22 protein-coding genes and 1 pseudogene are annotated in these 24,039 nt (G+C 71.1%); 17 read left to right on the forward strand and 6 right to left on the reverse strand.

Annotated features, from left to right (window positions below; all coding sequences use genetic code 11):
• From mtrB to ACQEUU_RS09155, 5 genes are all read left to right on the forward strand, one after another.
• Positions 1–1,737, forward strand: a complete 1,737-nt coding sequence (mtrB, locus tag ACQEUU_RS09135) for an MtrAB system histidine kinase MtrB (RefSeq protein ID WP_433062881.1) — start codon at positions 1–3, stop codon at positions 1,735–1,737.
• Entirely contained in the window at positions 1,724–3,484 is a 1,761-nt protein-coding gene (locus ACQEUU_RS09140; RefSeq protein ID WP_433062884.1) for an LpqB family beta-propeller domain-containing protein, read from the forward strand. Before mtrB ends, ACQEUU_RS09140 begins: the two co-directional genes overlap by 14 nt.
• Positions 3,485–3,599: 115 nt before the next feature.
• On the forward strand, positions 3,600–4,541 hold the full coding sequence (locus ACQEUU_RS09145; RefSeq protein ID WP_433062886.1) for a ComF family protein: 942 nt from the start codon (positions 3,600–3,602) through the stop codon (positions 4,539–4,541).
• A 606-nt stretch (positions 4,542–5,147) separates the two neighbouring features.
• Positions 5,148–5,810: a ribosome hibernation-promoting factor, HPF/YfiA family gene (gene hpf / locus ACQEUU_RS09150; RefSeq protein WP_433062888.1), complete on the forward strand. Its 663-nt coding sequence runs from the start codon at positions 5,148–5,150 to the stop codon at positions 5,808–5,810.
• 174 nt (positions 5,811–5,984) lie between these two features.
• Positions 5,985–6,683 carry a response regulator gene (locus ACQEUU_RS09155; RefSeq protein ID WP_433062890.1) on the forward strand — a complete coding sequence of 233 codons (699 nt, stop codon included), beginning with the start codon at positions 5,985–5,987 and terminating at the stop codon, positions 6,681–6,683.
• A 101-nt stretch (positions 6,684–6,784) separates the two neighbouring features.
• Here ACQEUU_RS09155 and ACQEUU_RS09160 read toward each other — a convergent pair whose 3' ends face one another.
• Together ACQEUU_RS09160 and ACQEUU_RS09165 are read right to left on the reverse strand one after the other, a co-directional pair.
• Positions 6,785–7,993, reverse strand: coding sequence for a winged helix-turn-helix domain-containing protein (locus tag ACQEUU_RS09160; RefSeq protein WP_433062892.1), 1,209 nt, complete (start codon positions 7,991–7,993; stop codon positions 6,785–6,787).
• A 170-nt stretch (positions 7,994–8,163) separates the two neighbouring features.
• Positions 8,164–8,424: an HGxxPAAW family protein gene (locus ACQEUU_RS09165; protein ID WP_433062895.1), complete on the reverse strand. Its 261-nt coding sequence runs from the start codon at positions 8,422–8,424 to the stop codon at positions 8,164–8,166.
• A gap of 224 nt (positions 8,425–8,648) precedes the next feature.
• Here ACQEUU_RS09165 and secA point away from each other — a divergent pair, with 224 nt between their 5' ends.
• Positions 8,649–11,444 carry a preprotein translocase subunit SecA gene (gene secA, locus ACQEUU_RS09170; protein ID WP_433062897.1) on the forward strand — a complete coding sequence of 932 codons (2,796 nt, stop codon included), beginning with the start codon at positions 8,649–8,651 and terminating at the stop codon, positions 11,442–11,444.
• A 70-nt stretch (positions 11,445–11,514) separates the two neighbouring features.
• Here the strand turns inward: secA and ACQEUU_RS09175 are convergent, their stop codons facing one another.
• The 3 genes from ACQEUU_RS09175 to ACQEUU_RS09185 all read right to left on the reverse strand — a co-directional run bounded on the left by ACQEUU_RS09175 (position 11,515) and on the right by ACQEUU_RS09185 (position 14,174).
• Positions 11,515–11,892 (reverse strand): Rv3235 family protein, encoded by a 378-nt coding sequence (locus ACQEUU_RS09175; protein WP_433062900.1) that lies wholly within the window; start codon positions 11,890–11,892, stop codon positions 11,515–11,517.
• A gap of 189 nt (positions 11,893–12,081) precedes the next feature.
• Positions 12,082–13,410, reverse strand: a complete 1,329-nt coding sequence (locus ACQEUU_RS09180) for a PTS transporter subunit EIIC (protein WP_433062902.1) — start codon at positions 13,408–13,410, stop codon at positions 12,082–12,084.
• Between the two features lie 23 nt (positions 13,411–13,433).
• On the reverse strand, positions 13,434–14,174 hold the full coding sequence (locus ACQEUU_RS09185) for a GntR family transcriptional regulator (RefSeq protein ID WP_433062905.1): 741 nt from the start codon (positions 14,172–14,174) through the stop codon (positions 13,434–13,436).
• Positions 14,175–14,306: 132 nt separating this feature from the next.
• Between ACQEUU_RS09185 and ACQEUU_RS09190 the strand changes: the two genes are divergently transcribed.
• From ACQEUU_RS09190 to ACQEUU_RS09230, 9 genes and pseudogenes are all read left to right on the forward strand, one after another.
• Positions 14,307–15,329 carry an SIS domain-containing protein gene (locus tag ACQEUU_RS09190; protein WP_433071788.1) on the forward strand — a complete coding sequence of 341 codons (1,023 nt, stop codon included), beginning with the start codon at positions 14,307–14,309 and terminating at the stop codon, positions 15,327–15,329.
• Between the two features lie 51 nt (positions 15,330–15,380).
• Positions 15,381–15,629: pseudogene (locus ACQEUU_RS09195) on the forward strand (glucose PTS transporter subunit EIIB); the annotation flags it as partial.
• Between the two features lie 12 nt (positions 15,630–15,641).
• Positions 15,642–16,088 (forward strand): PTS sugar transporter subunit IIA, encoded by a 447-nt coding sequence (locus ACQEUU_RS09200; RefSeq protein WP_433062908.1) that lies wholly within the window; start codon positions 15,642–15,644, stop codon positions 16,086–16,088.
• A gap of 44 nt (positions 16,089–16,132) precedes the next feature.
• The gene (locus ACQEUU_RS09205; RefSeq protein ID WP_433062911.1) at positions 16,133–16,393 is read left to right on the forward strand and encodes an HPr family phosphocarrier protein; all 261 of its coding nucleotides are present in this window, start codon (positions 16,133–16,135) and stop codon (positions 16,391–16,393) included.
• 112 nt (positions 16,394–16,505) lie between these two features.
• The gene (gene nagZ / locus ACQEUU_RS09210; RefSeq protein WP_433062914.1) at positions 16,506–17,810 is read left to right on the forward strand and encodes a beta-N-acetylhexosaminidase; all 1,305 of its coding nucleotides are present in this window, start codon (positions 16,506–16,508) and stop codon (positions 17,808–17,810) included.
• Positions 17,811–17,900: 90 nt separating this feature from the next.
• On the forward strand, positions 17,901–18,545 hold the full coding sequence (locus ACQEUU_RS09215) for an HAD family hydrolase (protein ID WP_433062917.1): 645 nt from the start codon (positions 17,901–17,903) through the stop codon (positions 18,543–18,545).
• A gap of 31 nt (positions 18,546–18,576) precedes the next feature.
• The gene (locus ACQEUU_RS09220) at positions 18,577–19,083 is read left to right on the forward strand and encodes a DUF6912 family protein (RefSeq protein WP_433062919.1); all 507 of its coding nucleotides are present in this window, start codon (positions 18,577–18,579) and stop codon (positions 19,081–19,083) included.
• Positions 19,084–19,100: 17 nt separating this feature from the next.
• The gene (locus tag ACQEUU_RS09225; protein ID WP_433062922.1) at positions 19,101–19,727 is read left to right on the forward strand and encodes an HAD family hydrolase; all 627 of its coding nucleotides are present in this window, start codon (positions 19,101–19,103) and stop codon (positions 19,725–19,727) included.
• A gap of 91 nt (positions 19,728–19,818) precedes the next feature.
• A complete protein-coding gene (locus ACQEUU_RS09230; RefSeq protein ID WP_433071790.1) occupies positions 19,819–20,526 on the forward strand; it encodes an HAD family hydrolase in 708 nt (235 codons plus the stop codon).
• A 21-nt stretch (positions 20,527–20,547) separates the two neighbouring features.
• Here ACQEUU_RS09230 and ACQEUU_RS09235 read toward each other — a convergent pair whose 3' ends face one another.
• Entirely contained in the window at positions 20,548–22,137 is a 1,590-nt protein-coding gene (locus ACQEUU_RS09235) for a penicillin-binding transpeptidase domain-containing protein (RefSeq protein WP_433062925.1), read from the reverse strand.
• 114 nt (positions 22,138–22,251) lie between these two features.
• On the opposite strand from ACQEUU_RS09235, the gene ACQEUU_RS09240 reads away from it, so the two are divergent.
• Positions 22,252–23,169: a LysR family transcriptional regulator gene (locus tag ACQEUU_RS09240; protein WP_433062927.1), complete on the forward strand. Its 918-nt coding sequence runs from the start codon at positions 22,252–22,254 to the stop codon at positions 23,167–23,169.
• Positions 23,166–24,023 (forward strand): serine hydrolase, encoded by an 858-nt coding sequence (locus ACQEUU_RS09245; RefSeq protein WP_433062930.1) that lies wholly within the window; start codon positions 23,166–23,168, stop codon positions 24,021–24,023. Before ACQEUU_RS09240 ends, ACQEUU_RS09245 begins: the two co-directional genes overlap by 4 nt.
• Positions 24,024–24,039 lie beyond the last annotated feature (16 nt).

Below are 24,039 nucleotides of genomic sequence, written 5' to 3' on the forward strand. Positions count from 1 at the left end.
ATGCCCCCGGCCAAGACCAGACGCCCGCGCCGCCGGACGCTCCGCCAGATACTCGGCGGAGTCCGGCGGCGGGCTCGTCGTGCCGCGGGCAGGATCCGGCGGCTGTGGCGGCGCTCGCTCCAGCTCCAGGTCGTCACCAGCACCCTGGTGATCTCGGTGATCGTGGTCATGGTGCTCGGCATCTTCCTGTCCGACCAGATCAACAACTCCGTCATCGAGCGCCGGCAGCAGTCCGCCGCGAGCGAGGCGGCCGCCGACCGGCTGCAGATCGCCGACGCGCTCATCCGGCGCGAGGACGACCAGGCCAAACCCTCCGACTCCGGCAACAGTGTGCCGCCCGACCCGCTCGACGAGGTGATGGACACCATCATCGGCACCGGCAGGGACGGCTGGAAGAAGCGCTACGAGGTGCTGATCCTCAACGTCGACGAGCCGGGCAGGTCACGCGCGTCGGGCAACGTCAGCGAACGGAACATCCCCCTGGCCCTCCAGCAGATGCTGCGCCGCCAGGCGGAGAAGTTCATCGACAGGCCGCAGCGCTACACCGAGCCGATCAGCTTCCCCGGCGAGAGCCAGCCCAGGCAGACCCTCGTCATCGGCGCCATCCTCCACGTCAACGGCAGCTACGAGGTCTACCACTTCTTCCCGTTCGACGAGGAAGAGCAGATGCTGTCCAACGTCCGGCTGGCCATCGTCGTGGTCGGCTTCGGGCTGGTGCTGCTGCTCGCCGCGATCGCGTACCTCGTGGCCCGCCAGGTCGTCACGCCGGTCAGGCTGGCCCGCCAGGCGGCGGAGCGCCTGGCGGCGGGCAAGCTCGACGAACGGCTCAAGGTACGCGGCGAGGACGACCTGGCCAGGCTCGCGACCTCGTTCAACGAGATGGCCGCCAACCTGGCGCTGAAGATCCACCAGCTGGAGGAGCTGTCGCAGGTGCAGCGGCAGTTCGTCTCCGACGTCTCGCACGAGCTGCGCACCCCGCTCACCACCGTCCGCATGGCCGCCGACCTGCTGTACGACGCGCGCGAGGACTTCGAGCCGATGGCCTCCCGCTCCGCCGAGCTGATGCAGGCCCAGCTCGAACGGTTCGAGTCGATGCTGGCCGACCTGCTGGAGATCAGCCGGTACGACGCCGGCGCCGCCACCCTGGACCTCGACTCCGTCGACGTCCGTGACGTGGTGCTGCGGGCCATAGCCGACTCCGAGGCGCTGGCCGAACGCCACAGCACCCGCTTCGAGCTGCGGCTGCCCAACGAGCCGTGCATGGCCGAGATCGACAACCGCCGGGTCGAGCGCATCCTGCGCAACCTGCTGTTCAACGCCATCGAGCACGGCGAGGGCCGCGATGTCGTGGTCACCGTGGGCGCCGACAGGGACGCGGTGGCGGTCGCCGTGCGCGACCACGGCATCGGGCTCAAACCCGGCGAGGAGACCCTGGTCTTCGACCGGTTCTGGCGGGCCGACCCGTCGCGGGCCAGGACCATCGGCGGCACCGGCCTCGGCCTGGCCATCTCCCGCGAGGACGCGGTGCTGCACGGCGGCTGGCTGCAGGCGTGGGGCCAGCCGGGCGAAGGCTCGCAGTTCCGGCTCACCCTGCCCAGGAAGGCCGGCATCGGCCTCAAGGGCTCCCCGCTGTCGCTGGTGCCGCCCGAGATCGAGATGCGCCGCACCTGGCGCGGCCAGATGACGCCGGTGCTGCTGCCGGCCACCGGCGACGGGGGCGGGCATGACGAGGTCTAGGCGACTCAGGGCCGCCGCCTTCGCGCTCGCGCTGTTCACGGCCGTCGCCGGGTGCGCCGTCATCCCCGTGGGCGGGCCGTTCCCGGTGGACGAGGCGGGCAGCGGCGACTCCGTCACCGTGCCGTTCCAGCGGATGGTCGCCGTCGCGCCGCAGCCCGACTGGGGGCCGCAGCAGGTCGTGGAGGGCCTGCTGGCCGCCATGGCCGCCTACCACGACGACCCTTCCGTCCTGCCCGGCTACCTCACCGAGGAGGCCCGGCGCGTCTGGAAACCCGACGGTGCGATCACCGTGATCGACAACTCGTTCCGGTTCGGCGAGCTCATCGAGGACAAGGAGAAGCGGGAGACCGCCGTCACCGTCCAGGGCAACAAGATCGCGCAGATCAACGAGGACGACACGTACGTGCCGGTCAGCCGGTCCGACGACCCCAAGATCACCCGCCAGTTCACCCTGGTCAAGGACGCGAGCGGCGCCTACAGGGTCAACGGGCTGCAGCAGGGCCTGCTGCTCACCGACGCAGACGTGCGCCGCGCGTACCGGCCCACCAACCTCTACTACCTCAACGGCTCCTCCGGCGCCGACCCGCAGCCCGACCGGCTGGTCGTCGACCGGGTGCGGCTGCGCATCGACCCCGACAAGAGCTTCGCCCAGACCATCATCGAGCGCCTGATCGAAGGGCCCACCAGCGCGCTGCAGGGCGCGGTCGGCAACGAGTTCCCCGACGGCGTCAGGGTGCGGTGGATCCGGTCCAGCGAGGACCGGGTGCTGATCAACGTGAGCGGCCCGTTCAACCCCCTCTCCACCTTCACCCAGGGCATCCAGGCCCAGCTCAGGGCCAGCCTGAGCAGCAACAACCTGGCCAACGGGCGCACGCTCGAAGTGCTGCTCGACGGCGAGCAGTTCTTCTCGTCGGGCTCGCTCACCGTGCCCGCCAACCTGCCGGAGAGCTGGCTGGGCAGCGAGGACAAGCAGGTCTTCTACACCAGCGACGGCGCCGTCTTCATCCTCGCCCCCGACGGCGAGGGCCACCCGGTGACCGGTCCCGCCGGGCAGCCCAGCGAGGGCTACACCGGCTTCGCGATCTCCAAGGACCGCGACCGCATCGCCGCCAGGTCCGCCGCGGGCGGCATCTGGGTGACCCGTCACTCTCCCGACGGCCGCTGGCAGGAGTCCATCCCCGGCCCCGACCTCACGGACCCGTCCTGGCACCGCGACGGCAGCCTGTGGACGTTCGACCGGCGCAACGACGCCGTCATCCGCTCACACCCCGTCGTCGGCCGCGGCCCCGAACGCATCGCCGCCCCCGCGCTCAGAGGGCAGGACGTGACCTCCCTGCGGATGGCCAGGGACGGCGTCCGGGTCGCGGTCACCGTCGGCGACAGCGAGGTCCAGGTCGGCGCGCTCACGGGCGGCGGCGGCAACGCGATGCTGAGCAACTTCCAGACGCTGACGACGGTGTCCGGCGGCGACGAGATCGTCGACATCGCCTGGAGCGACGGCGGCCACCTGCTGGTCCTGGTCCAGACCAAGGCCGGCCAGTTCGTCAACGAGATCAACGTCGGCGACGGCGAGGCCGCGCAGTTGCCGACGACCAGCAAACGGCTGAAGCGCCTGGCCGCCCTGGGCGACGCGATCCTGGCGACGACCGAGGAGAGCAACGAGATCCTCGAATACAGCCGCGACAAGCGGACCTGGACCCCCAAACCGGCCACAGCCGTCGACCACCCCCTCTTCACCCTGGGCTGACCGCGATGCCGGCCATGGCCTCCGGGCTGGTGGCGCGGCGGGCTCCTTTGGGCGGTCCCGTCTCGGTGATCGGGTCGATACGGAAAGTGTCGGTGGAGGGCGGCATCCTGAGGTGGTGTTCGCCGCTCTGCTCGACGCCGTCCTGCCGCAGCCGTGCCTGGGCTGCGGCGTCGCGGGGGGTCGCCTGTGCGATGCCTGCCTGGCGCGCCTCGCCGATCCCGCCTGCCGCATGCCAAGCCCCGTCCCTGACGGGCTGCCCGCGTGCTGGTCCGCCTCCCCGTACGCGGGCGTGGTGCGCGCGGCGGTCATCGCCTACAAGGAAAGGGGCGAGGCGGCCCTGGCCGGACGTCTGGCCGACCTTCTGGCCTTCACCCTCATGACCGCCCTGCGCCATCCTCACCAGGACGCTGAGGGCCTTGTGGGCGCCGTCCAGGGCGCGGGGGAGGGCCTTCCCGCGCGTGCCGGGCGGAGCGGCCCAAGGGCGTGCGGGCCGGCCGGGGAGCCGGTGATCGTGGTGCCCGTGCCCAGCGGCCGGGCGGCGGTCAAGGGGCGGGGCCATGATCACGTGGCCGCGCTGGCGGACCGGGTGGTGCGCCGCCTGTGCCGCCAGAAGGTTCCCGCCCTCCTCTGGCCCGCGCTGCGGCAACGCCGGAAGGTGGCCGACCAGGCAGGGCTGAGCTCCGCCGACCGGGTGGCGAACCTGGCCGGCTCCTTCCACGTACCACCGGAAGCCATCCGCCTCCTGGACCACTCCACCCGCCCACGTCCTCCCCGCGACCTCGCTCCACCGGAAGCACTCGTACGGGGCCGTTCGACCGACCGGATGGACCACGGCGCGGATGGGGCCGTGCGCTGCGGCGCGCCGGGCGGTCCCGGTCGGCTCGGAGACCGGCTGGAACGGGCCCGGGTGGTGATCGTGGACGACGTGGTCACGACCGGCGCCACGCTCGCCGACGCCGCGCGGGCCCTGCGGGAGGCGGGAGCGGCCGTGCCGCTGGCCGTCACCGTCGCCGCGACACGCCGAAGCTCACGAAATGGTTACGGTGACCCTCGGTGAGGAAAGATCGTCTCTGCCTTGTCTCTCCGGGGCTACATCTTCGTACCTGGGAGAGGTCGCTCAAGCAGCTCAGGGCCATGCCATCTCTTCCCGTACAGGGCGGCGAGGGACCAAACCCGGCATCTGATCAGGCCGTAACCCAGCGAGAAAATCACGGAAAGTGATCGTTTGAGGCTCGCCCCGGCTGACATTCGCCGCCGATCCGGATAGCGTCTGAACATGGCACCCGTTCGGGTCCGTGGTTGCGCAGAGCCGGAGCACCCGGCTCCGCTAGCCGATGCCAGCCGCAGGCGAAACGGCCCACGTAAGGCGACTTTTCGTCGACCGATCACGGTGCGGCTTAGGGGTAAGTCCTGCCTCCCCGGGGGTCCAGATGTCCCCCGTCAGGAGAGAAGGGCGGTAGTGGCATCAGAGCTGCGAAACCCTCAGCAGGCGGATGTGGGGTCGAAGACCAGGTCGGCCGGACGGGTGCCATCCGCGTTCCCGGTGACGAGGAGTCGGAAGAGGGTAAGCGTGAGAGAAAGGCAGACCGGACTGGACCCCGCCCGGCACCTGGCAGGTCGTCGGGCGCTCTATCTCAGTCGTTAGGCGAAGGGGGGCTGTTGCATGGACATCATCGTCAAGGGCCGGCACACAGGAGTGAGTGATCGGTTCCGCGACCAGGTGACGACCAAGCTGGCCAGGATCGAGCGTCTGGACAACAAACTCATCCGAGTCGATGTGGAGGTGTCGAAAGAGCGCAACGCCCGGGTGGCCGACCAGCGAGAGCGGGTCGAGCTGACCATTCACACCCGCGGGCCCGCCATCCGCGCGGAGGCCTGCGCCGACGACCGGTTCGCCGCCCTCGACATCGCGATGGACAAGCTGGAAGGGCGCCTGCGCAGGCTCGCCGACCGGCGCAAGGTCCATCACGGCAACCACAAGCCCGCCTCGGTGGCGGAGTTCACGGCCGGCGTGCCCGACCTGGCCGCGCCCATGCCCCAGCAGGCCGTGCCGGCCCGCGAGGAGGCCGAGTCCGAGGAGGACCGGCTGCCTGACGAGAAGCAGTACGACGACATCGTCCCCATCGAGATGGACGGCGACGGCCCTCTGATCGTCCGGGAGAAGTTCCACAAGGCAGAGCCCATGACCATCGACCAGGCCCTCCTCGAGATGGAGCTGGTCGGCCACGACTTCTATCTGTTCCGTGACAAGGAGAGCGGTCTTCCGTCCGTCGTCTACAACCGTCGTGGGTACAACTACGGCGTGCTGCGGCTCGTAGAGCCCTGACGGACCGCCAGAAAGATCTTCTCGGACCACCCGAGGACCGCGGCACACGTGCGATCATGGCGGTCCGACGGCTCTGGCCCCCCGACGAGGAGGAGACGTGAGCGAGCTCAGTCAGGCGAGGATGAGCGAGCGGATCGACGACACGACGGTCGCGAGGCGGATCAAGGAGGCCCTGTGACCGAGTCCGGCGAGGCGCGCCCCTCCAGCGGCGAGCCGATCCGTGTGCTGATCGTGGACGATCACGAGCTGATCAGGCGCAGCCTGGCCCTGGCGCTGGCCGCGGAGCCTGACATCGAGGTGGTCGGGGAAGCGAGCGACGGGCAGGAGGCGGTCGAGCTGGCCGACCGCCTCATGCCCGACGTGGCGCTGATGGACGTGCGCATGCCGAGGCAGGACGGCATCGAGGCGACCAAGGGCATCAAGGCCTCGGTGCCGAGCACCCGCATCATCATGCTGACGGTGAGCGACGAGGAGGAGGACCTCTTCGAGGCGATCAAGGCAGGCGCGACCGGTTACCTGCTCAAGGACGTCCAGATCAACGACGTGCCGGCGGCCGTGCGCGGCGTCCACGAAGGCCAGTCGTTAATCAACCCGGCCATGGCGGCCAAGCTCATCAGCGAGTTCGCCAACATGAGCCGTAAGGGGACCGAGCGCCCGGCGCAGCTCCCGGTCCCACGCCTGACGGACCGGGAGATGGAGGTCCTGCGGCTGGTCGCCAAGGGCATGAACAACCGGGAGATCGCCAAGCAGCTGTTCATCTCCGAGAACACCGTGAAGAACCACGTCCGCAACATCCTGGACAAACTGCAGCTGCACTCGCGCATGGAGGCCGTGGTGTACGCGGTCCGCGAGCGCATGCTGGAAATCACGTGACCCGGCTTCACCCCGCCCGCCCTCGCTGAGGACGGGCGGGGGACCGGCCGGGCCCCAGAGAGCGCGCGTTGTGTTGAGGACGGGCGAGGGCCGGCCGGGGCTCAGAGAGCGGGCGCCGTGTTGAGCGCCGCGGCGAGCTCCGGCGGGTCGGTGCGTTCGACGCGGACGGCGTCGCAGCCCACCCAGGCGGCGGCCGACCAGAGCGCCTCCCGCATCGCCTCCACCCATCGGGCGCTGGTCAGGCCCGGCTCCAGGCTGAGCTGCCTGGCCACCAGGGTGGTGCCCTCACGGGCCGGGTCGACGCGGCCGATCAGACGGCCCCCGGCCAGCACCGGCATCGTGAAGTAGCCGTGCACCCGCTTGTGCTTGGGCACGTACAGCTCAAGCTGGTAGGCGAAGCCGAAGACGCGCTCGGTGCGGCCGCGGTGCCAGATCAGCGAGTCGAACGGCGAGACCAGGGTCGTCCGGTGGCGGCCGCGCGGCTCGGACTCCAGCGCGGCCGGGTCGGCCCAGGCGTTGGGCCCGCCGCCGGCGCCGTTGCGTCCGGCCTTGGCGTTGGGCCAGCCGTGGACGCGCACCGGCGTCAGCCCGGCGGCGCCGCTCGCCAGGGCCTCGTCGAGCAGCGCGGTGGTGCGGCCCTGCAGCCGGAGGAAGTCGATCAGGTCGGCCCGGGTGGCGACGCCGAGTGACCGGCCGGCGATGGCCGCGAGCCGGGTGACGCACTCCTCGTCGGAGAGCTCCTGGGCCAGCAGCTCGGCGGGCACCACGCGCTCGGCCAGGTCGTAGACGCGGCGCCAGCCGACCCGGCGGGTGCAGACGACCTCACCGATGTCGAGCAGCCACTCCAGGCCGATCTTGGAGTCGGACCAGTCCCACCACGGGCCGCCGTTTTTGGCGCCGCCCACGTCGGAGGTGGTGAGCGGGCCGCTCTCGCGCACCTGGTCGAGCAGCTTGCCGACGCTGTCGGGCACCTCGTGCCAGCGGAAGCGGCGCTCGCGGTAGGCGCGCCGCCGGAACGCGAAGAGCGGCCAGTGCTCGATCGGCAGGATGCAGGCGGCGTGGCACCAGTATTCGAAGCTGCGGGCCGGCTCGTCCCAGTAGGCCCGCTCGACGGCGGGCCTGCCCACCGCGCCGAGCCGGGCGTAGGCGACGAGCTCGTGGGAGCGCGCGAGCACCGAGATGGTGTCGAGCTGGACCGCGCCGAGCCTGCGGAGCATGCCGTGAACCCCGCCGCGGCGGCCGTCGGAGCCGAGCAGACCCTGGGCGCGCAGGATCAGCCGGCGCGCCTCGTCGGGGGTCAGGTCAGTCATGTCTGCGATTCCGTACGGGGGAGCATGGCCGGAATGCTAGTCACGGCCACTGACAGAACGCCGGGGAATGAAGCGGCGGCAGGCTCGCGTTGACACGCTGAAGACCCGTCGCCGTCGGGGGTGCCTCGGAGGGGCCGCCTTCGACGGGAGCCCCGTACCCGAGGGAGATGTCAGCGGTGGTCTTCGGCGCGCATGCCCGCGCGGGGCGCGTCGATGACCACATCGGTGAAGATGTCGAAGACGAGGGCGAGGATGCCCCCCACCACGAAGAGGCCGACGCCGATCCAGACGATCATCCAGTTGTCCATGGTCAGACCGAATCCGCCGACCGTGAACCCGATCAGCATCACCGTCACGGCCAGCCATGAGGACGCGCGGCCGCCGTGGCTTCCCAGATTCTCGGTCTGCTCAGACTTCTGGCCTTCAACCATGACAAATCCCTCCTTGCCCGGATATCCCGGTTATCGGGGCGAACCGGTCTTTGACCGGCGTACCATCTGCCCTCACGACATTCTCCCAGACAAGTCCTGTGCCCTTGTCGGCACGGTGGCTGTGTCTGGTTGGAGAACGGCCTACGATGGCAGCGGGGAAGTTTGTCTCGGCCTCTCCTCTCGGCGGCGCCGCCGGGGTAGACCTGCGAGGAGCTTTACATAAAGTGGCAGCCATTCTCGACAAGATCCTACGTGCCGGCGAGGGCAAGACTCTGCGCAAGCTCAAGCGGATCGCAGATCAGGTCAACTCCATCGAGGACGACTTCACGAGCCTGTCCGACGCGGAGTTGCGCGCCCTGACGGACGAATTCAAGCAGCGCCATGCCGATGGCGAGTCGCTCGACGACCTGCTTCCCGAGGCGTTCGCCACCGTGCGCGAGGCCGCGCGCCGCGTGCTCGGCCAGCGCCACTTCGATGTGCAGATCATGGGCGGCGCCAATCTCCACATGGGCAACATCTCGGAGATGAAGACCGGTGAGGGCAAGACCCTGACCTGCACCCTGCCCGCCTACCTCAACGCCCTGTCGGGCAAGGGCGTGCACGTCGTCACGGTCAACGACTACCTCGCCAAGCGCGACGCCGAGAACATGGGCCGGGTCCACCGCTTCCTCGGCCTCGAGGTCGGCGTGATCCTGTCCGGCCAGACGCCCGACGACCGCCGCAAGCAGTACCTCGCCGACATCACGTACGGCACCAACAACGAGTTCGGCTTCGACTACCTGCGCGACAACATGGCGTGGGGCCTCGACGAGTGCGTGCAGCGCGGCCACAACTACGCCATCGTCGACGAGGTCGACTCGATCCTCATCGACGAGGCCAGGACCCCGCTGATCATCTCCGGCCCGGGCGAGCAGTCCGGGAAGTGGTACCAGGAGTTCGCCAAGATCGTCCCGCGGCTGCGCCGCGGCGTCGAGGCGAAGAACCCCGGCGAGGAGAGCACCGGCGACTACATCGTCGACGAGAAGAAGCGCACGGTCGGCATCCTCGAGTCCGGCGTGGAGAAGGTCGAGGACTGGCTCGGCATCGACAACCTCTACAAGCCCGAGCACACCCACCTCGTCGGCTTCCTGAACAACGCCCTGAAGGCCAAGGAGCTGTTCAAGAAGGACAAGGACTACATCGTCGCCGACGGCGAGGTGCTCATCGTCGACGAGTTCACCGGCCGCATCCTCCACGGCCGCCGCTACAACGAGGGCATGCACCAGGCCATCGAGGCCAAAGAGGGCGTGAAGATCAAGGACGAGAACCAGACCCTCGCCACGATCACCCTGCAGAACTACTTCCGCCTCTACGAGAAGCTCGCCGGCATGACCGGCACCGCGACCACCGAGGCCAACGAGTTCCACCAGACCTACAAGCTCGGCGTGGTCCCGATCCCGACCAACCGGCCGATGGTCCGCAAGGACCAGCCCGACGTCGTCTACAAGACCGAGGACGCCAAGTTCAACGCGGTGGTCGACGACATCAAGGAGCGCCACGAGCACGGCCAGCCGGTTCTCGTCGGCACCACCTCGGTGGAGAAGTCCGAGCGGCTGTCCAAGGCGCTCAAGCGCCGCGGCGTCACCCACGAGGTGCTCAACGCGAAGAACCACGCGCGTGAGGCGTCGATCATCGCCGAGGCGGGCCGCAGGGGCGCCGTCACCGTCGCCACCAACATGGCCGGTCGAGGCACCGACATCATGCTCGGCGGCAACCCCGAGTTCCGCGCCGACGTGGAGCTGCGCCAGCGCGGCCTCGACCCGGTCGAGACTCCGGAGGAGTACGAGAAGGCCTACCCCGAGGCGCTGGAGAAGGCCAAGGCCGCGGTGAAGGCCGAGCACGACGAGGTCACCGAGCTGGGCGGCCTCTACGTGCTGGGCACCGAGCGCCACGAGTCGCGCCGCATCGACAACCAGCTCCGCGGCCGCTCCGGCCGTCAGGGCGACCCCGGCGAGTCCCGCTTCTACCTGTCGCTCGGCGACGACCTGATGCGCCTGTTCAACGCGGCCAAGGTCGAGGTGATCATGAATCGCCTCAACATCCCCGAGGAGCAGCCGATCGAGTCGGGCATCGTCTCCAAGGCCATCGCCTCCGCCCAGCACCAGGTCGAGCAGCAGAACTTCGAGATCCGCAAGGAAGTTCTCAAGTACGACGAGGTGATGAACCGCCAGCGCAAGGTGATCTACGCCGAGCGCCGGCGCGTGCTGGAGGGCGCCGACCTGCACGACCAGGTCAGCGGCTTCATCGGCAACGTCATCGACGGCTACGTCGACGGCGCCACCTCCGACGGCTTCGCCGAGGAGTGGGACCTCGAGAAGCTGTGGAAGGCGTTCGCGGGCCTCTACCCCGTCTCGGTCAGCCTCGAAGACCTCGTCGCGGAGGCCGGCGGCCAGGAGAACATCACCGACGAGCTCATCAGGGAGCGCATCAAGAAGGACGCGCTGGAGGCGTACGCGAGGCGCGAGGAGGAGTGGGGCCCCGAGGCGACCCGCGACCTGGAGCGGCGCGTCATCCTGTCGGTTCTCGACCGCAAGTGGCGCGAGCACCTCTACGAGATGGACTATCTCCGCGAGGGCATCGGCATGCGGGCCTACGCGCAGAAGGACCCGCAGATCGAGTACCAGCGCGAAGGCTACGAGATGTTCAACGCGATGCTCGAGGGCATCAAGGAGGACTCCGTGGGCTTCCTGTTCAACCTGGAGGTGGAGGTTCAGGAGAACCCCATCGTCGAGGAGCAGGAGGACCCGATGCTGGCCGAGACGCGGGGCATCATCGCCCGCGGCCTGCGCGGCCCCGACCGTCCGGCGGAGCTCGAGTACACCGCCCCGGGCGAGCAGGGCGACGTGGAGCACACCCGCGTCCGCACCACCCAGGCCGAGCGCGCCGCCTACGGCAACGTCGAGCGCAATGCGCCGTGCCCGTGCGGCTCGGGCAAGAAGTACAAGCGCTGCCACGGCGACCCGAAGCACGCCAACAACTGACACGCGGCACCGAGACCCCTGCCCGGCTCACGGGCGGGGGTCTCGCCTTCCCGGGCCCCGCCGGGGGCGGTCAGGCGGTCTCGAAGTCCGTGCACAGCCACTGGACGCCCCGGCGCTCCAGGCGCAGGGCCAGGACGTGGTCGCGCTCGCCGCAGTGGACCAGGAGACACATCTCCACCACGCCGTCGCGGGGCTCCTTGACGTGGGGGACGCCGACGAAGGGCGGGCGGCGGGTGTCGAGCATGCGGCCGGCCCGTACCAGCTCGCGGTGGGCCTGGTCGGTGAGGCGGTCGGCGACCGTCTGCGGGGGCCTGCGGCCGGCGAGGACCTCCGCGATGGCCTGCCCGAGCTGGCGGAGCCGGCGCTCGTCGGGGAGTGCGCCCGGCGGTCCCCAGACGAGGGGCGTGTCGAGCGCGAGCGAGCCGTGGACCTCGGGAAAGGGCGACATCACGGGCCTCCGGGGGGTTCGGGGGAGAGACGGTACTAAGAGGTTCCGGTCACGCCCCGGGATACGCGGCCCGCCAACTTCCCCGATCGGCGCCCCGGTTCGCGGGGGATGGCGAAGAAGGTCACCACGACCTGGAGCGGTGGCGCCCCGCGAGGCCCCAGGTTGCGGACCGGTGGACCGGCCATGAGGTCATGACCGAATCGGGGTGGCCTCGCCCGAGTCCACGTCGGGCTCCGGCTCGCGGCCTGGGGTCATGAAGTTCAGCCGCCGGATGAGGAAGCTGAACACGAAGTAGTAGACCACCCCGTACGCGACGCCGAGCAGCAGGATGCCGGGCACGTTCTGGGTGTTGGACTTGCCGGCGTTGAGCAGCAGGTCGAGCAGCCCCGCCGAGAAGCCGAAGCCGAGCTGCCCGCCGATCAGCGTGGTGAGCGCCATCGCCAGCCCGGTGAGCACGGCGTGCACGGCCAGCAGCAGCGGCGCGACGAAGATGAACGCGAACTCGATCGGCTCGGTGATGCCGGTGACGAAGGAGGCCAGCGCCGCCGAGAGCATGATGCCGCCCACGGTGGCCCGCCGGTGCGGGGGCGCGGCCCGCCACATGGCGAGCGCGGCGGCGGGCAGCGCGAACATCATGACGGGGAAGAAGCCGGCCATGAACTGGCCGGACTCCGGCGCTCCGCCGAAGTAGCAGTTCCAGTCGCCGCCGAGCGTGCGCCCGTCCACCTCGCAGGTCGGCACCACGTGCCAGACGATCGAGTTGACGAAGTGATGCAGCCCCAGCGGGATGAGCAGCCGGTTGATCAGCCCGTACAGGCCGGTGCCGAGCGGCCCGAGGGTGGTCAGCGCCTCCCCGGCCTGGCCGATCCACTCGCCGAGGATCGGCCACACCCAGCCGATGAGCACGCCGAGCCCGAGCGCCACGAACGCGGTGAGGATGGGCACGAACCGCCGCCCGCCGAAGAACGCCAGCCACGACGGCAGCTTGATCCGGTGGAACCGCTGCCAGAGCAGGGCGGTGACCAGCCCCATCAGGATGCCGCCGAGCACCTTGGTGGGGTTCTGCATGCCGTGGTTGATGATCTCGATGACGCCCTGGTCCTGGACCTGGCGCAGGGTCACGGTGTCGCGGATGGTCGAGCCGGCGAACATCACCTTGCTCACCCGGTCGAAGACGAGGTAGCCGACCACGGCGGCGAGCGCCGTGGTGCCGTCGGACTTGCGCGCGAAGCCGATGGCCACGCCCACCGCGAACAGCAGCGGCAGGTTCTCGAACAGGGCCTCGCCGGCCGCCGCCAGCACCGCGGCGACCTCGGTCATCCACGCGAAGCCCGCCACGTCGGCCAGGCCGCCACGCTCGGCGCCGTTGGACCCGAGCATGTCGGGCTGGCCGAAGCGGAGCAGCAGGGCGGCCGCGGGCAGGGCGGCGATGGGCAGCATCAGCGAGCGGCCCAGCCTCTGGAGCACGGTCATCAGGCGCGAGAACGGCGAAGGCCGGTCGGCGGTGGTCTCGTTCACCGGGTGTTCCTCCGGGTCGGCCCTCAACCCCGCTTTGCGGGCATTTCGAGTATGGTGCGCAGCTGGTAGCGGTCCGCCCGGTAGGTGGACACGCCCAGTTCGGCGCAGACACCTCCGGAGAACGACCTGCGCTGGAGCAGCAGCACGGCGCCGCCGGGGGGCAGTTTGAGCAGGTCGGCGTCGCTCGGGTCGGCGATGCCGCCGTCGATGGTCAGTTCGCCCGCGTCCATGACCAGCCCGTAGCGGCTTTCCAGCAGCTCGTACAGGGATCTGCCGGTCAGGTCGTGTTCGGCCAGGTCGGGGGCGAGCTTGACCGGGATGTGGGCGCGTTCGATGGACAGCGGCTCGCCGTCGGCGGTGCGCAGCCGCTCGATGAAGTGGACCTCCTCGCCCGGCGCGATGCCGAGCTCCTTGGCCAGGTGGGCGCTGGCGCGCATGATCCGCCGGTCGAGGTCGCGCGAGCCGGGCGCCATGCCGCGGGCCCGCATGTCCTCGGTGAACGACGTGAGCTGCAGCGACAGCTCGATCTTGGGCCGGGCGACGAACGTGCCCTTGCCCGGCACCCGGTGCAGGCGTCCCTCGGAGACCAGGTGGTCGACCGCCTGCCGCACGGTCATCCGCGACAGCCCGAAGCGCTGGCACAGCTCGCGCTCGGACGGGATCGCGGCGCCGATGCTCAGCTCGTCGCTGTCGATCAGGTCCAGCAGGATCTCGCGAAGCTGGAAGTATTTGGGCACCGGGCTGTCCGGGTCGATGTGGGCCACGGGATCCTCCCCTCGATCGGGCCTGTCCGATGAGCTATGGTTCGTACTGGTCTAGTCCGGACTAGACCACAAGACGCGAAACAGGGTCAAGTTCGATGCCGACACGGAGGAACGATCGCCGAGATGACCAAGATGCGCAGCGAGATCGCCGAGCAGCCCGAGGCGCTGCGAGCCACCCTCGACTCCCTGCTGCCCAGGATCGACGAGGTGCGGGCGCTGGGCGAGCGGACCCGGCAGTTGCTGTTCATCGCGCGTGGCACCTCCGACAACGCCGCAGTCTACGGCCGCTACCTGGTGGAGGCGCACGCCGGGCGGCTCTCGTCCCTCGCCGCGCCGTCCATCGCCACGACCTACCGCCGCAAGCTGGACCTGGAGGGCGTGCTGGCCGTCGCGATCTCCCAGTCGGGCCGTACGGAGGAGATCGCCGAGACGCTGGCCTGGGCCAAGGACTGCGGGGCCGCCACCGTCGGCGTCACCAACGGCGGCCCGGACAGCCCGCTCGCCCAGGCGGCCGACCTGGCGCTGTGCACGGTCGCCGGGACGGAGGAGGCGGTCCCCGCCACCAAGACCTACACCACCCAGCTCGCCGCGCTGGCCGTGCTGGCGCTCGGGCTCGGCGCGGACGTGGACCGGACCGACCTGCTGCGGGTGCCCGAGGCCGTGGAGAAGCTGATCGCCGAGCCGGGTGACCTGGACGCCGTCGTGGCGGGGCTGGCCGACAGGCACGGCGTGGTCGTCTCCGGCCGCGGCCTGGCCTTCTCCACCGCGCTGGAGACCGCGCTCAAGCTCAAGGAGGCCTGCTACCTGCACGCCATGGGCCTGTCGTACGCCGACCTGCTGCACGGCCCGATCGCCGTGGTCGACCGGGACACCCCGGCGCTGCTCGTCGCGGCGGAGGACGGCCCGACCCTCCAGGGCACGGTGGCGCTGGCCGAGCGGGTCGTCTCGGCGGGCGCGGCGGCGTACACGATCGGCGGCGGCAGGGCGCTGGCCGCGGCGGGCACGGCCGCGCTGAACGGCCCCGACCTGCCCGAGTGGGTGGCCCCGATGGGACTCGTGATCCCCGGGCAACTGCTCACCGAGGCGCTCGCGAGGCGGCTGGGCATCGACCCGGACGCGCCGCGCGGCCTGAACAAGGTCACCCAGACGGACTGATCCCCGGGGCGGTCTGTCGCCCCTGAGCAGCCTGGTCACACAGCCACGGACGAGGAGGGCCTGATGGCGGCGGACGTGAACGCGCTGATCGCCGGTCTGGGCGGAGTCGGCAACATCATCGACATCGAACCCTGCATCACCCGTCTGCGCACGGAGGTGCGCGACGCGTCCAAGGTCGACCAGGCCGCCCTCAAGGCCGCGGGCGCCCACGGCGTGATGGCCGCGGGGAACGTGGTCCAGGTCGTCGTCGGGCCGGAGGCGGACACGATCGCCAGCGACATCGAGGATCTCATCGGCTAGAGGGCGAGACACATGACGACTGTCCTCGCCCCGGTGGAGGGGGCGGCGGTGGGGCTGACCGCCGTGCCCGACCCGGTGTTCTCGGCCGGCATGGTGGGGCCGGGAACCGCGATCGACCCCTGCAGGGGGCCGGGCGAGGCCGTCGCCCCCATAACTGGAAAAATCGTGAAGCTGCATCCGCATGCCTATGTGATCGTGGGAGATGACGGCAGGGGCGTGCTGGTGCATCTGGGCATCGACACGGTGCAGCTTCGAGGGAGGGGATTCCGACTGCTCGCGATGGAGGGCGACAGGGTGAGCGCCGGCCAGCCGGTCGTGGCCTGGGATCCCGCCGAGATCGAGGCGGGCGGCCGCTCGCCCGTCTGCCCGGTCGTCGCGCTGGACGCGCTCGACGGCGCCGTCACCCCCCTCGCCGAGGGCGCGGTGCGGGCCGGCGACGCGCTGTTCCGATGGACGTGAGAAAGGGTCCGGCCGGTCTGGACCAGAGACGAGAAGGAGGTCCCATGGGGGAGCGGACGGCGACGGTGGCCGCGGAGGTGGGGCTGCACGCCCGCCCGGCGGCCACGTTCGTGCAGACGGCGATGAAGGCCCCGATGGACATCACGGTGGCGCGTTCGACGGGCGGTGACCCGGTCAACGGCAAGAGCATCCTGCAGATCATGGCGCTCGACGTCCGCAAGGGTGAGCAGATCGTCATCAGGGCCGAGGGCGAGGGCTCGGAGGAGATCCTCGACAAGCTCGCGGCCATCGCCTCGACGCCCTGACCCGCCCGCCCGCCGCTCCCCGAGAGCCGAGCGGGCGGCCGGAGGGGACCGGCGAGTTCGCGGAGCGGGAAAAGGGGACGGCACATCCCCCGGTCATGGATAGCGTGGGACCATGTTTCGACGGATCGGTACGGCAGGTCTCCTGACGGTGTCACTCGCGGCGTGCGGTTTCGCGGCGGACGGCGCCCCCGCCGCGAGACCGCCCGCCTCCCAGGCGAGCCCCACCGCCGAGCCGGTCCCCTCCGGCACCCCCGCCACCGGCGGCGTCAGCACCACCGCCCCGGCCGGTGACCCGGTCAGGCGGACGCTCGCGCGGATGAGCGTGCGCGAGAAGGTCGGCCAGCTGTTCATGCCGGTCGTCCACGGCACCGCGGCCGACACCGTCTCCGGCGAGAACCAGGCCCGCTACGGCGCGCAGACCCCCGCGAAGGTCGTCGCCAAGTACCACCTGGGCGGCGTCATCCTGTTCCCCGGCAACGTCAAGAGCGTCGGGCAGGTGGTCGGGCTGACCAACGGCCTGCAGAAGTCCTCGGACGTCCCGCTCCTGATCGGCACCGACCAGGAGAACGGCCTGGTGTCGCGGATGTCGGCGGTGATGACCCGCTTCCCCGGCGCCGCCGAGATCGGCGCGACCGGCAGGCCCACCCTGGCGCGCGACGTGGCCAGGGCGACCGGCGCGGAGCTGCGCGCGATGGGCGTGAACCTCGACTTCGCCCCGGTGGCCGACGTCAACGTGGATCCGCGCAACCCGGTCATCGGCAAACGCGCGTACGGTAACAAGCCCGACCAGGTGGCCAAGATGGTCGGGGCCGCCGTCAAGGGCTTCGACGCCGCGGGCGTGGCGGCCAGCGCCAAGCACTTCCCCGGCCACGGCGACACCCGGGTCGACAGCCACACCGGCCTGCCGGTCGTCAAGCACACCAGGGCCGAGTGGGAGCGCCTGGACGCGCCGCCGTTCAGGGCCGCCATCGACGCCGGGGTGGACGCGATCATGACGGCGCACATCGTGTACCCCAAGCTGGACCCGTCGGGCGATCCGGCCACGCTGTCCAAGCCGATCCTGACCGGGCTGCTGCGGAAGGAGCTCGGCTTCAAGGGCGTCATCTCCACCGACGCGCTCAACATGGCCGGGGCCCGGGTCAAGTACGACGACGGCGAGGTCGCGGTCCGCGCCGTGCTGGCCGGCGCCGACCTGCTGCTGATGCCCAACGACCTGCCGAAGCAGTATCAGGCGGTGCTGAAGGCGGTCGAGTCCGGCCGCGTCTCCGAGGCCCGGCTGGACCAGTCGGTCACCCGGCTCCTCACCCTCAAGAAGAACCGCGGCCTGCTCGGCAAGGCGCCCGTCGTCTCGGCCGCGAAGGCCGCCGAGGTGGTCCGCTCGGCCGAGCACCGCAGGCTGGCGGCCCGCGTGCGCTGAGCCCGTTCCGGCGATCCGTCATGGGGCGCCCGGTGGCGAAAATTCCCCTTGTGCGACGCTCTACCCTGGAACCTGATCTAAGGAGGCAATGTGGTCACCGGGGTGCTGATCGACTGGGGCGGTGTGCTCACCACCAGCATGACCGACTCCATCGCCAAGTGGATCATCGCTGACCGCATCGACGGCGATCACTACCGGAAGGTCATGCGCGAACTGGTCGACGCCGCCTACAACGGCGACGGGGAGACCCTGATCCACGCCCTGGAGCGCGGCGAGATCGACGGCACCGCGTTCGAGCACGACCTGGCGGCCCGGCTGCTCACCCTCGACGGCGTCCCGCCCGCCCCCGAGGGCCTCCTGGCCCGCATGTTCGCCGGTTTCGAACGCGTCGAGGCCATGTACGACATGCTGCGCGAGGTGCGCGGGCACGGCGTCAAGACCTGCCTGCTGTCCAACTCCTGGTCCAACACCTACGAGCGCGACGGCTGGGACGAGGCCTTCGACGCGGTCGTCATCTCCGGCGAGGTCGGCATGCGCAAGCCCGAGCCGCGCATCTTCCACCACGCGCTCGGCCTGATCGGCCAGCCGGGCGAGGCGTGCGTGTTCATCGACGACATCGAGGCCAACATCCTGGCCGCCCGCGCGCTCGGCCTGGCCGGGATCCACCACCGCGACGCGGACACGACCATCCTGGAACTCGAGTCTCTCCTCCGGCTCCCGTTGCGACGGGCATGATGGTGCCCGTGCAAGCTGCGAAAGGTTCCTGATGCGCGTCTACCTGCCGTGCACCCTGCCGGCGCTGGCCAGGATGGTCCAGGACGGCGAGCTGGGCCCCGCCCCGCTGACCGGCTACGCGGTGACGCCCGCGCTGATCGAGTGGTACGCCTCCGGCGACACCGAGGAGCTCGAGTACGTCGCACTCACCGAGGCCGCCCGCGCCTCCCTGCGCCTGCTCGCCGCGGCGACGGGGGAGCCCTCCGGGGTAGGCCGCCGCGTCGTGGTGGCCGCCGAGGTGGCCGACCACGCCGTCCAGGCGAGCGCCGACCTGGGGGAGAAGGGCAGGGTGCGGGTCGCGGGGCCGGTCCCGCTGGCCAAGGTGGCGGCCGTGCACGTCGACGACGAGTACGCGGTCGCGGACGTCACGGCGGCCGTCGCCGCCCTGCCCGACGCCGACAAGGGCGACGACGACGCCCGCTTCGTCGTCGACGGCGCCGAGGCCCACGAGCTGATGTGGTACGCGACGCAGGAGATTCCCGATCTTCTCGGCTCCTGACTAGTCTGGTACGCGACATGACACAACACATCGTCTGGGACTGGAACGGCACGCTCTTCCACGACATCGACGCCGTGGTCGGAGCCACCAACGAGGTCTTCAAGCCGTACGAGCTTCCCCCGCTCACCGCCGACGCCTTCCGCGCCGTCTACACCAGGCCCATCTGGGTCGCGTACGAACGCATGCTGGGCAGGCCGCTGACCGAGGGCGAGTGGGAGCTGCTCGACCACGGCTTCCACGACGCCTACAACCGGCTGGCCGACGTCTGCGGGCTGGCCGTGGACGCGGAGCTGGCGCTGACCACGTGGGACGGCACGCAGTCGCTCTGCTCGATGGCGCCGCACTCGCACCTGGTGCCGAAGGTCGACTCGTTCGGCATCACCCGCCACTTCACCAGGGTCGACGGGCTGGTCGGCGTGACCGGCGGGGAGAAGGCGGCCCACATGGAGGCGCACATCATCTCGCTCGGCGTGCGCCCGCGCGAGGTGCTGGTGATCGGCGACAGCGTCGACGACGGGGTGGCGGCCGCTCACGTGGGCGCCCGCGCCGTGCTCTACACCGGCGGCATGTCGACCAGGGCGGAGCTGGAGTCGACCGGCTTCCCGGTCGTCGACACGCTCGCCGAAGCGCTCGGCCATGCCTGATCCGACCGGTTCGTCCGGGCGGCCCGACCGCCAGGTTTCCCCTGGGTAACCTGGCAGGGTTCGGTTACAGGAGGCTGCCATCAACCGCTTGGTGCTGTGGAACGTCGACCTGACGCTGGTCGACGTGGCGATCGTGACCAGGGACGCCTACGCCGAGGCGTTCCGCGCCGTGACGGGGCGTCCGCTGGTCAAGCTGGTGCCGGCGATGGGCCGGCCCGACTCCGAGATCATCTTCGAGACGCTGGCCGTCAACGGCGTCGTCGCCGACGACGGTCACCTGCCGCGCTTCCTCGACGCGCTGGCCGCGGCCTTCGCCGACCGGCGCAGGAGGCTGGCCAAGGAGGGCCGGATGATGGCCGGGGCCAGGGACGCGCTCCGGTCCGTGGCCCGGCTCGACGGCGTCGTCCAGACGGTGCTGACCGGCACGATCAAGAGCAACGCGGTGCTCAAGCTCCAGGCGTTCAAGCTCGACAGGTACGTCGACTTCGAGCTGGGCGGCTACGGCGAGGAGCCCTATCCGAAGGCCGGCCTGCTGCAGGTGGCCCAGGGGAGGGCCAAGGCGCGCCTGGGCGTGCCGTTCACCCCCGCCAACACGGTGATGATCGGCGACTCGGCGCGTGACGTGCAGGCGGCGCGGATCGGCGGCGCCGGGATGATCGCGGTGGCCTCGGGGCGTTCGACGGCGACGGAGCTGCGCCAGGCCGGGGCCGACCTCGTGCTCCCCGACCTGTCGGACGCCGCCGAGGTGGTGGCGGCGGTGACCGCGCTCACCACCCCGGCCGACCGCAGAGCCGGCTGACCCGGCACCTGCGCGGCCCGATCAGGACAGTTCGCGCAGGAAGCGGGCCGCGATCGGGGCGGCCACCCCGGAGCCCGCGCCGCCGCCCTCCACCACGACGGCGAAGGCCAGGTCGCCCCGGTAGCCGATGAACCACGCGTGCGAGGGCGGCTCCGCGCCTGAACCGTACTCGGCGGTCCCGGTCTTGCCGGCGGAGCCGGACGGGAAGCGCACGGCGTGCGCGGTGCCGTCGGTGACGACGGCGGGCATGAGGTCGCGCAGCGCGGCCACCACGCCCTCCTCCAGCGGCCGCGGCCGCAGCGTGCGGCCGGGCACCAGGTCCTCCGGCACCAGCCGGGGCGGACGCCAGGCGCCGTCGGCGATGGCGGCGGCCACCGACGCCATGTTGAGCGGGCTGGCCAGCACCCTACCCTGCCCGATGGAGGCCGAGGCGAGGTCGGTGGCGTCCTTGGGGGCCGGGAACCGGGCCGCGACCGCCGGCACCCCCGGGGTGATCTTCTCGCCGAAGCCGAAGCTCCGCGCCACCTCGGCCAGCCGCGCCGCGCCCAGCTCGGACACCGCCAGGTCGCCGAACGTCGTGTTGCACGAGTGCGCGAACGCGTCGCGGAACGGCAGCGTGCCGAAGTCCTTGAACCCGGCGTTGTGAAACGGGAAGCCGCCGATGTTCTGCTCGGCCGGGCAGGACACCCGGGAGTCCGGCCCGACCCCGCCGGCGACCAGCGCGGAGGCGGTCACCACCTTGAACGTCGAGCCCGGCGGGTACGCGCCGAGCAGCGCCCGGTTGAACCCGCCCGGCTTGTTGACCGCGGCCAGGATCTCCCCCGTGGAGGGCCGCAGCGCCACCAGCGCGGCGGGCTTGTCCACGTCCTCCAGCGCCGCCGCGCCGGCGGCGTGCACCTTCAGGTCGACCGTGATGCGGACCGGCTCCTTCTCCCGCGTTCCCGACAGGATCCTGAGCAGCCTGCCGCCCTCGTACAGCTGGACGTGGTGGGCCGCGCTCCCGGAGAACCGGTCGGGGTAGGTCTCGCGCAGTCCCGCGACGAGCTGCTGCACCGAGCCGGGGGAGCCCGGGGTGTCGACGCGGGTGCCGTCGGCAGCGAGGACCGGTGTCGGATCGGCCTCCACCCGCGCCACCCGGATCGACCGCTTCCCGGTCAGCTCGGGGTGGAGGGCCGCCGGAGTCCAGTCGATCTTCCAGGTGCTGTCCCGCTCGACGACCTTCAGTTCGCTCTCGTACGTCCAGTCGGCCGCGCCCTGCACGGTGGCTTGGAAGGAGACCACGCCGGTGTCCGCGGCGCCCGCGGCGAAGACGCCGCCGGGCACGTGCCGCCGCGCCGTGAGGTGTTCGGCCTTGAGGTCGGCGAGGAAGCGCCGGTGGCGCCGTTCGAAGTCGGCGGGCGGGTCGGCGACCAGCTCCCGCATCGCCGCGTGGTCGCCGCGGCTCCACGCGTCGAGGTAGGCGTCGGCCACCTCCTCCGGCGAGCCGGTGGTGCGCAGCGCCCAGACGACCCCCGCCGCCAGCACCATGATCGCCGCTCCGGCCCACGGCCATCGGCGTCGCCTGCGCCGTGGCGGAGCCTCCGGCCGCAGATGGGCGTACGTGTCCGCCACATGATCTGCCCCCTGATGTGAACCCATGCGTCAGACCACAGCAGAGCCCTACACGGACTGTCCAATACTGATATATCGCCCTGATCAATATAAGTCTGGATATAGTGGCTGGCCATGGACCTGGTCCGCCATCTCCGTTACTTCACCGTCGTCGCGGAGGAGCTCCACTTCGGCAACGCCGCCATCCGGCTCGGCATGGCCCAGCCGCCTCTCAGCCAGCGCATCAAGCGCCTGGAGGAGGAGCTGGGCGTGCGCCTGTTCGACCGCGGCGGACGCCAGGTCCGGCTGACCGAGGCGGGGCGGCTCCTGCTCGGCGAGGCCAGGGAGATCGTGGCCAGGGTCGACCGGCTGCACGAGCTGGCCCGCCACGGCGCGGGCACCGCGCTGAAGGTCGGGGTCCCGCCCGACCTCGCCGCCGCTGTGATCGCCGCGCTGGTGGAGGGCTTCCGCGCGACCAACCCTGAGGTACGGCTGACACCGGCGGAGAGCTGGACGGCCGACCAGGTGACGGCGCTGACCGGCGGCACGCTCGACGTGGGCCTGGTGCGCCACCCGGTGAACGCCCCGGGGCTGGGCTTCGGCCCGCTGCTGGTGCAGCCGCAGGGCGTGCTGCTGGCGGCGGGCGACCCGCTGGCCCGCGCGGGCGAGCTGCACCTGGCCGACCTGGCCGGGCGCGAGCTGCTGATGCCGCCCAGAGAGGGCGAGCCGGGCATGCACGCCGAGACGCTCACCGAGTGCCGCCGCCACGGCTACGTGCCCGGCCAGGTGCACGAGGGCGCCGGGCTGGGGCTGGTGCTGGCCGGGATGGCGGTGACGTTCGCGCCTAGAGCCGATCTGCCGGGCCTGACCTGGCGGCCGCTGCTAGGCTCGCCCATCGCCTATCGGGTCTCCACGGCCTGGCGGGCCGAGACGGCGGCGGTCAAGGGCTTCTCCGCGCTGGCCGTACGGATTCTGAAGGAGCGGGCCGGGATGACGGACGAGGCGGCGGCGCCCGTGCGGCGGGTCAGCCGGAGGCCGGGGATGCTGGCATGACCGGGCCGGCGTTCGCGGAGCTGTTCCGGGTGGCGGGGGTGACCGGCTGGCTGTCCGCCGTCGACCTCGACACCGGGCGGGAGGTCGGCCACGGCGCCGACGAGCGGCTCCCGATAGCCTCGATGTTCAAGGTGGCGCTGCTGGTCGAGCTCTGCCGGCAGGCCGACGCGGGGCTGCTCGACCTGGCGAGCCGGGTGACCGTCACCTCCGCCGACCGGGTCCCCGGCCCCACGGGGCTGTCGGCCATGTCCGACGAGGTCACCATGTCGCTGCGCGACCTGGCCTACCTGATGATCGCGGTGAGTGACAACACCGCCGCCGACGTGCTGCTGTCCAGGGTCGGCATGGACGCGGTCAACGCCATGCTGGAGGGCCTCGGGTTCGAGGTCACCCGCGTGCTGATGACCGCGGGCGAGTCCAACGCGAGCATGGCCGAGGACACCGGCCACGGCTGGCCGTACCTCGACCAGGAGGACCTCGACAAGATGCGGGTGCTCGACCCCGCCCGCGCCAACCGCGGCACGCCGCGCGAGCTGGCCCGCCTGTTCGGGCTGATCTGGCGCGACGAGGCCGCCGCCCCCGACTCCTGCGCGTGGATGCGCGCCGTGCTCAACCTCCAGGTCTGGCCGCACCGGCTGGCCTCCGGGTTCCCGTACGACGACGTGGCGGTCAGCGGGAAGACGGGGACGCTGCCGACGATCCGCGGCGAGGCGGGCGTGGTCGAGTATCCCGACGGCGGCCGCTACGCGGTGGCGGTCATCACCCGGTCCGTCAGCGCCGCGCTCAACCACCCGCGCGCCGACGCGGTGATCGGCACGGCCGCGCATATGGCGGTGGACCACCTCAGGCGCTAGCAAGTTATGTGGGCGC

It is taken from the genome of Nonomuraea sp. CA-218870 (genome assembly GCF_050936535.1).
In the GTDB taxonomy this organism is placed as follows: Bacteria; Actinomycetota; Actinomycetes; order Streptosporangiales; family Streptosporangiaceae; genus Nonomuraea; species Nonomuraea corallina.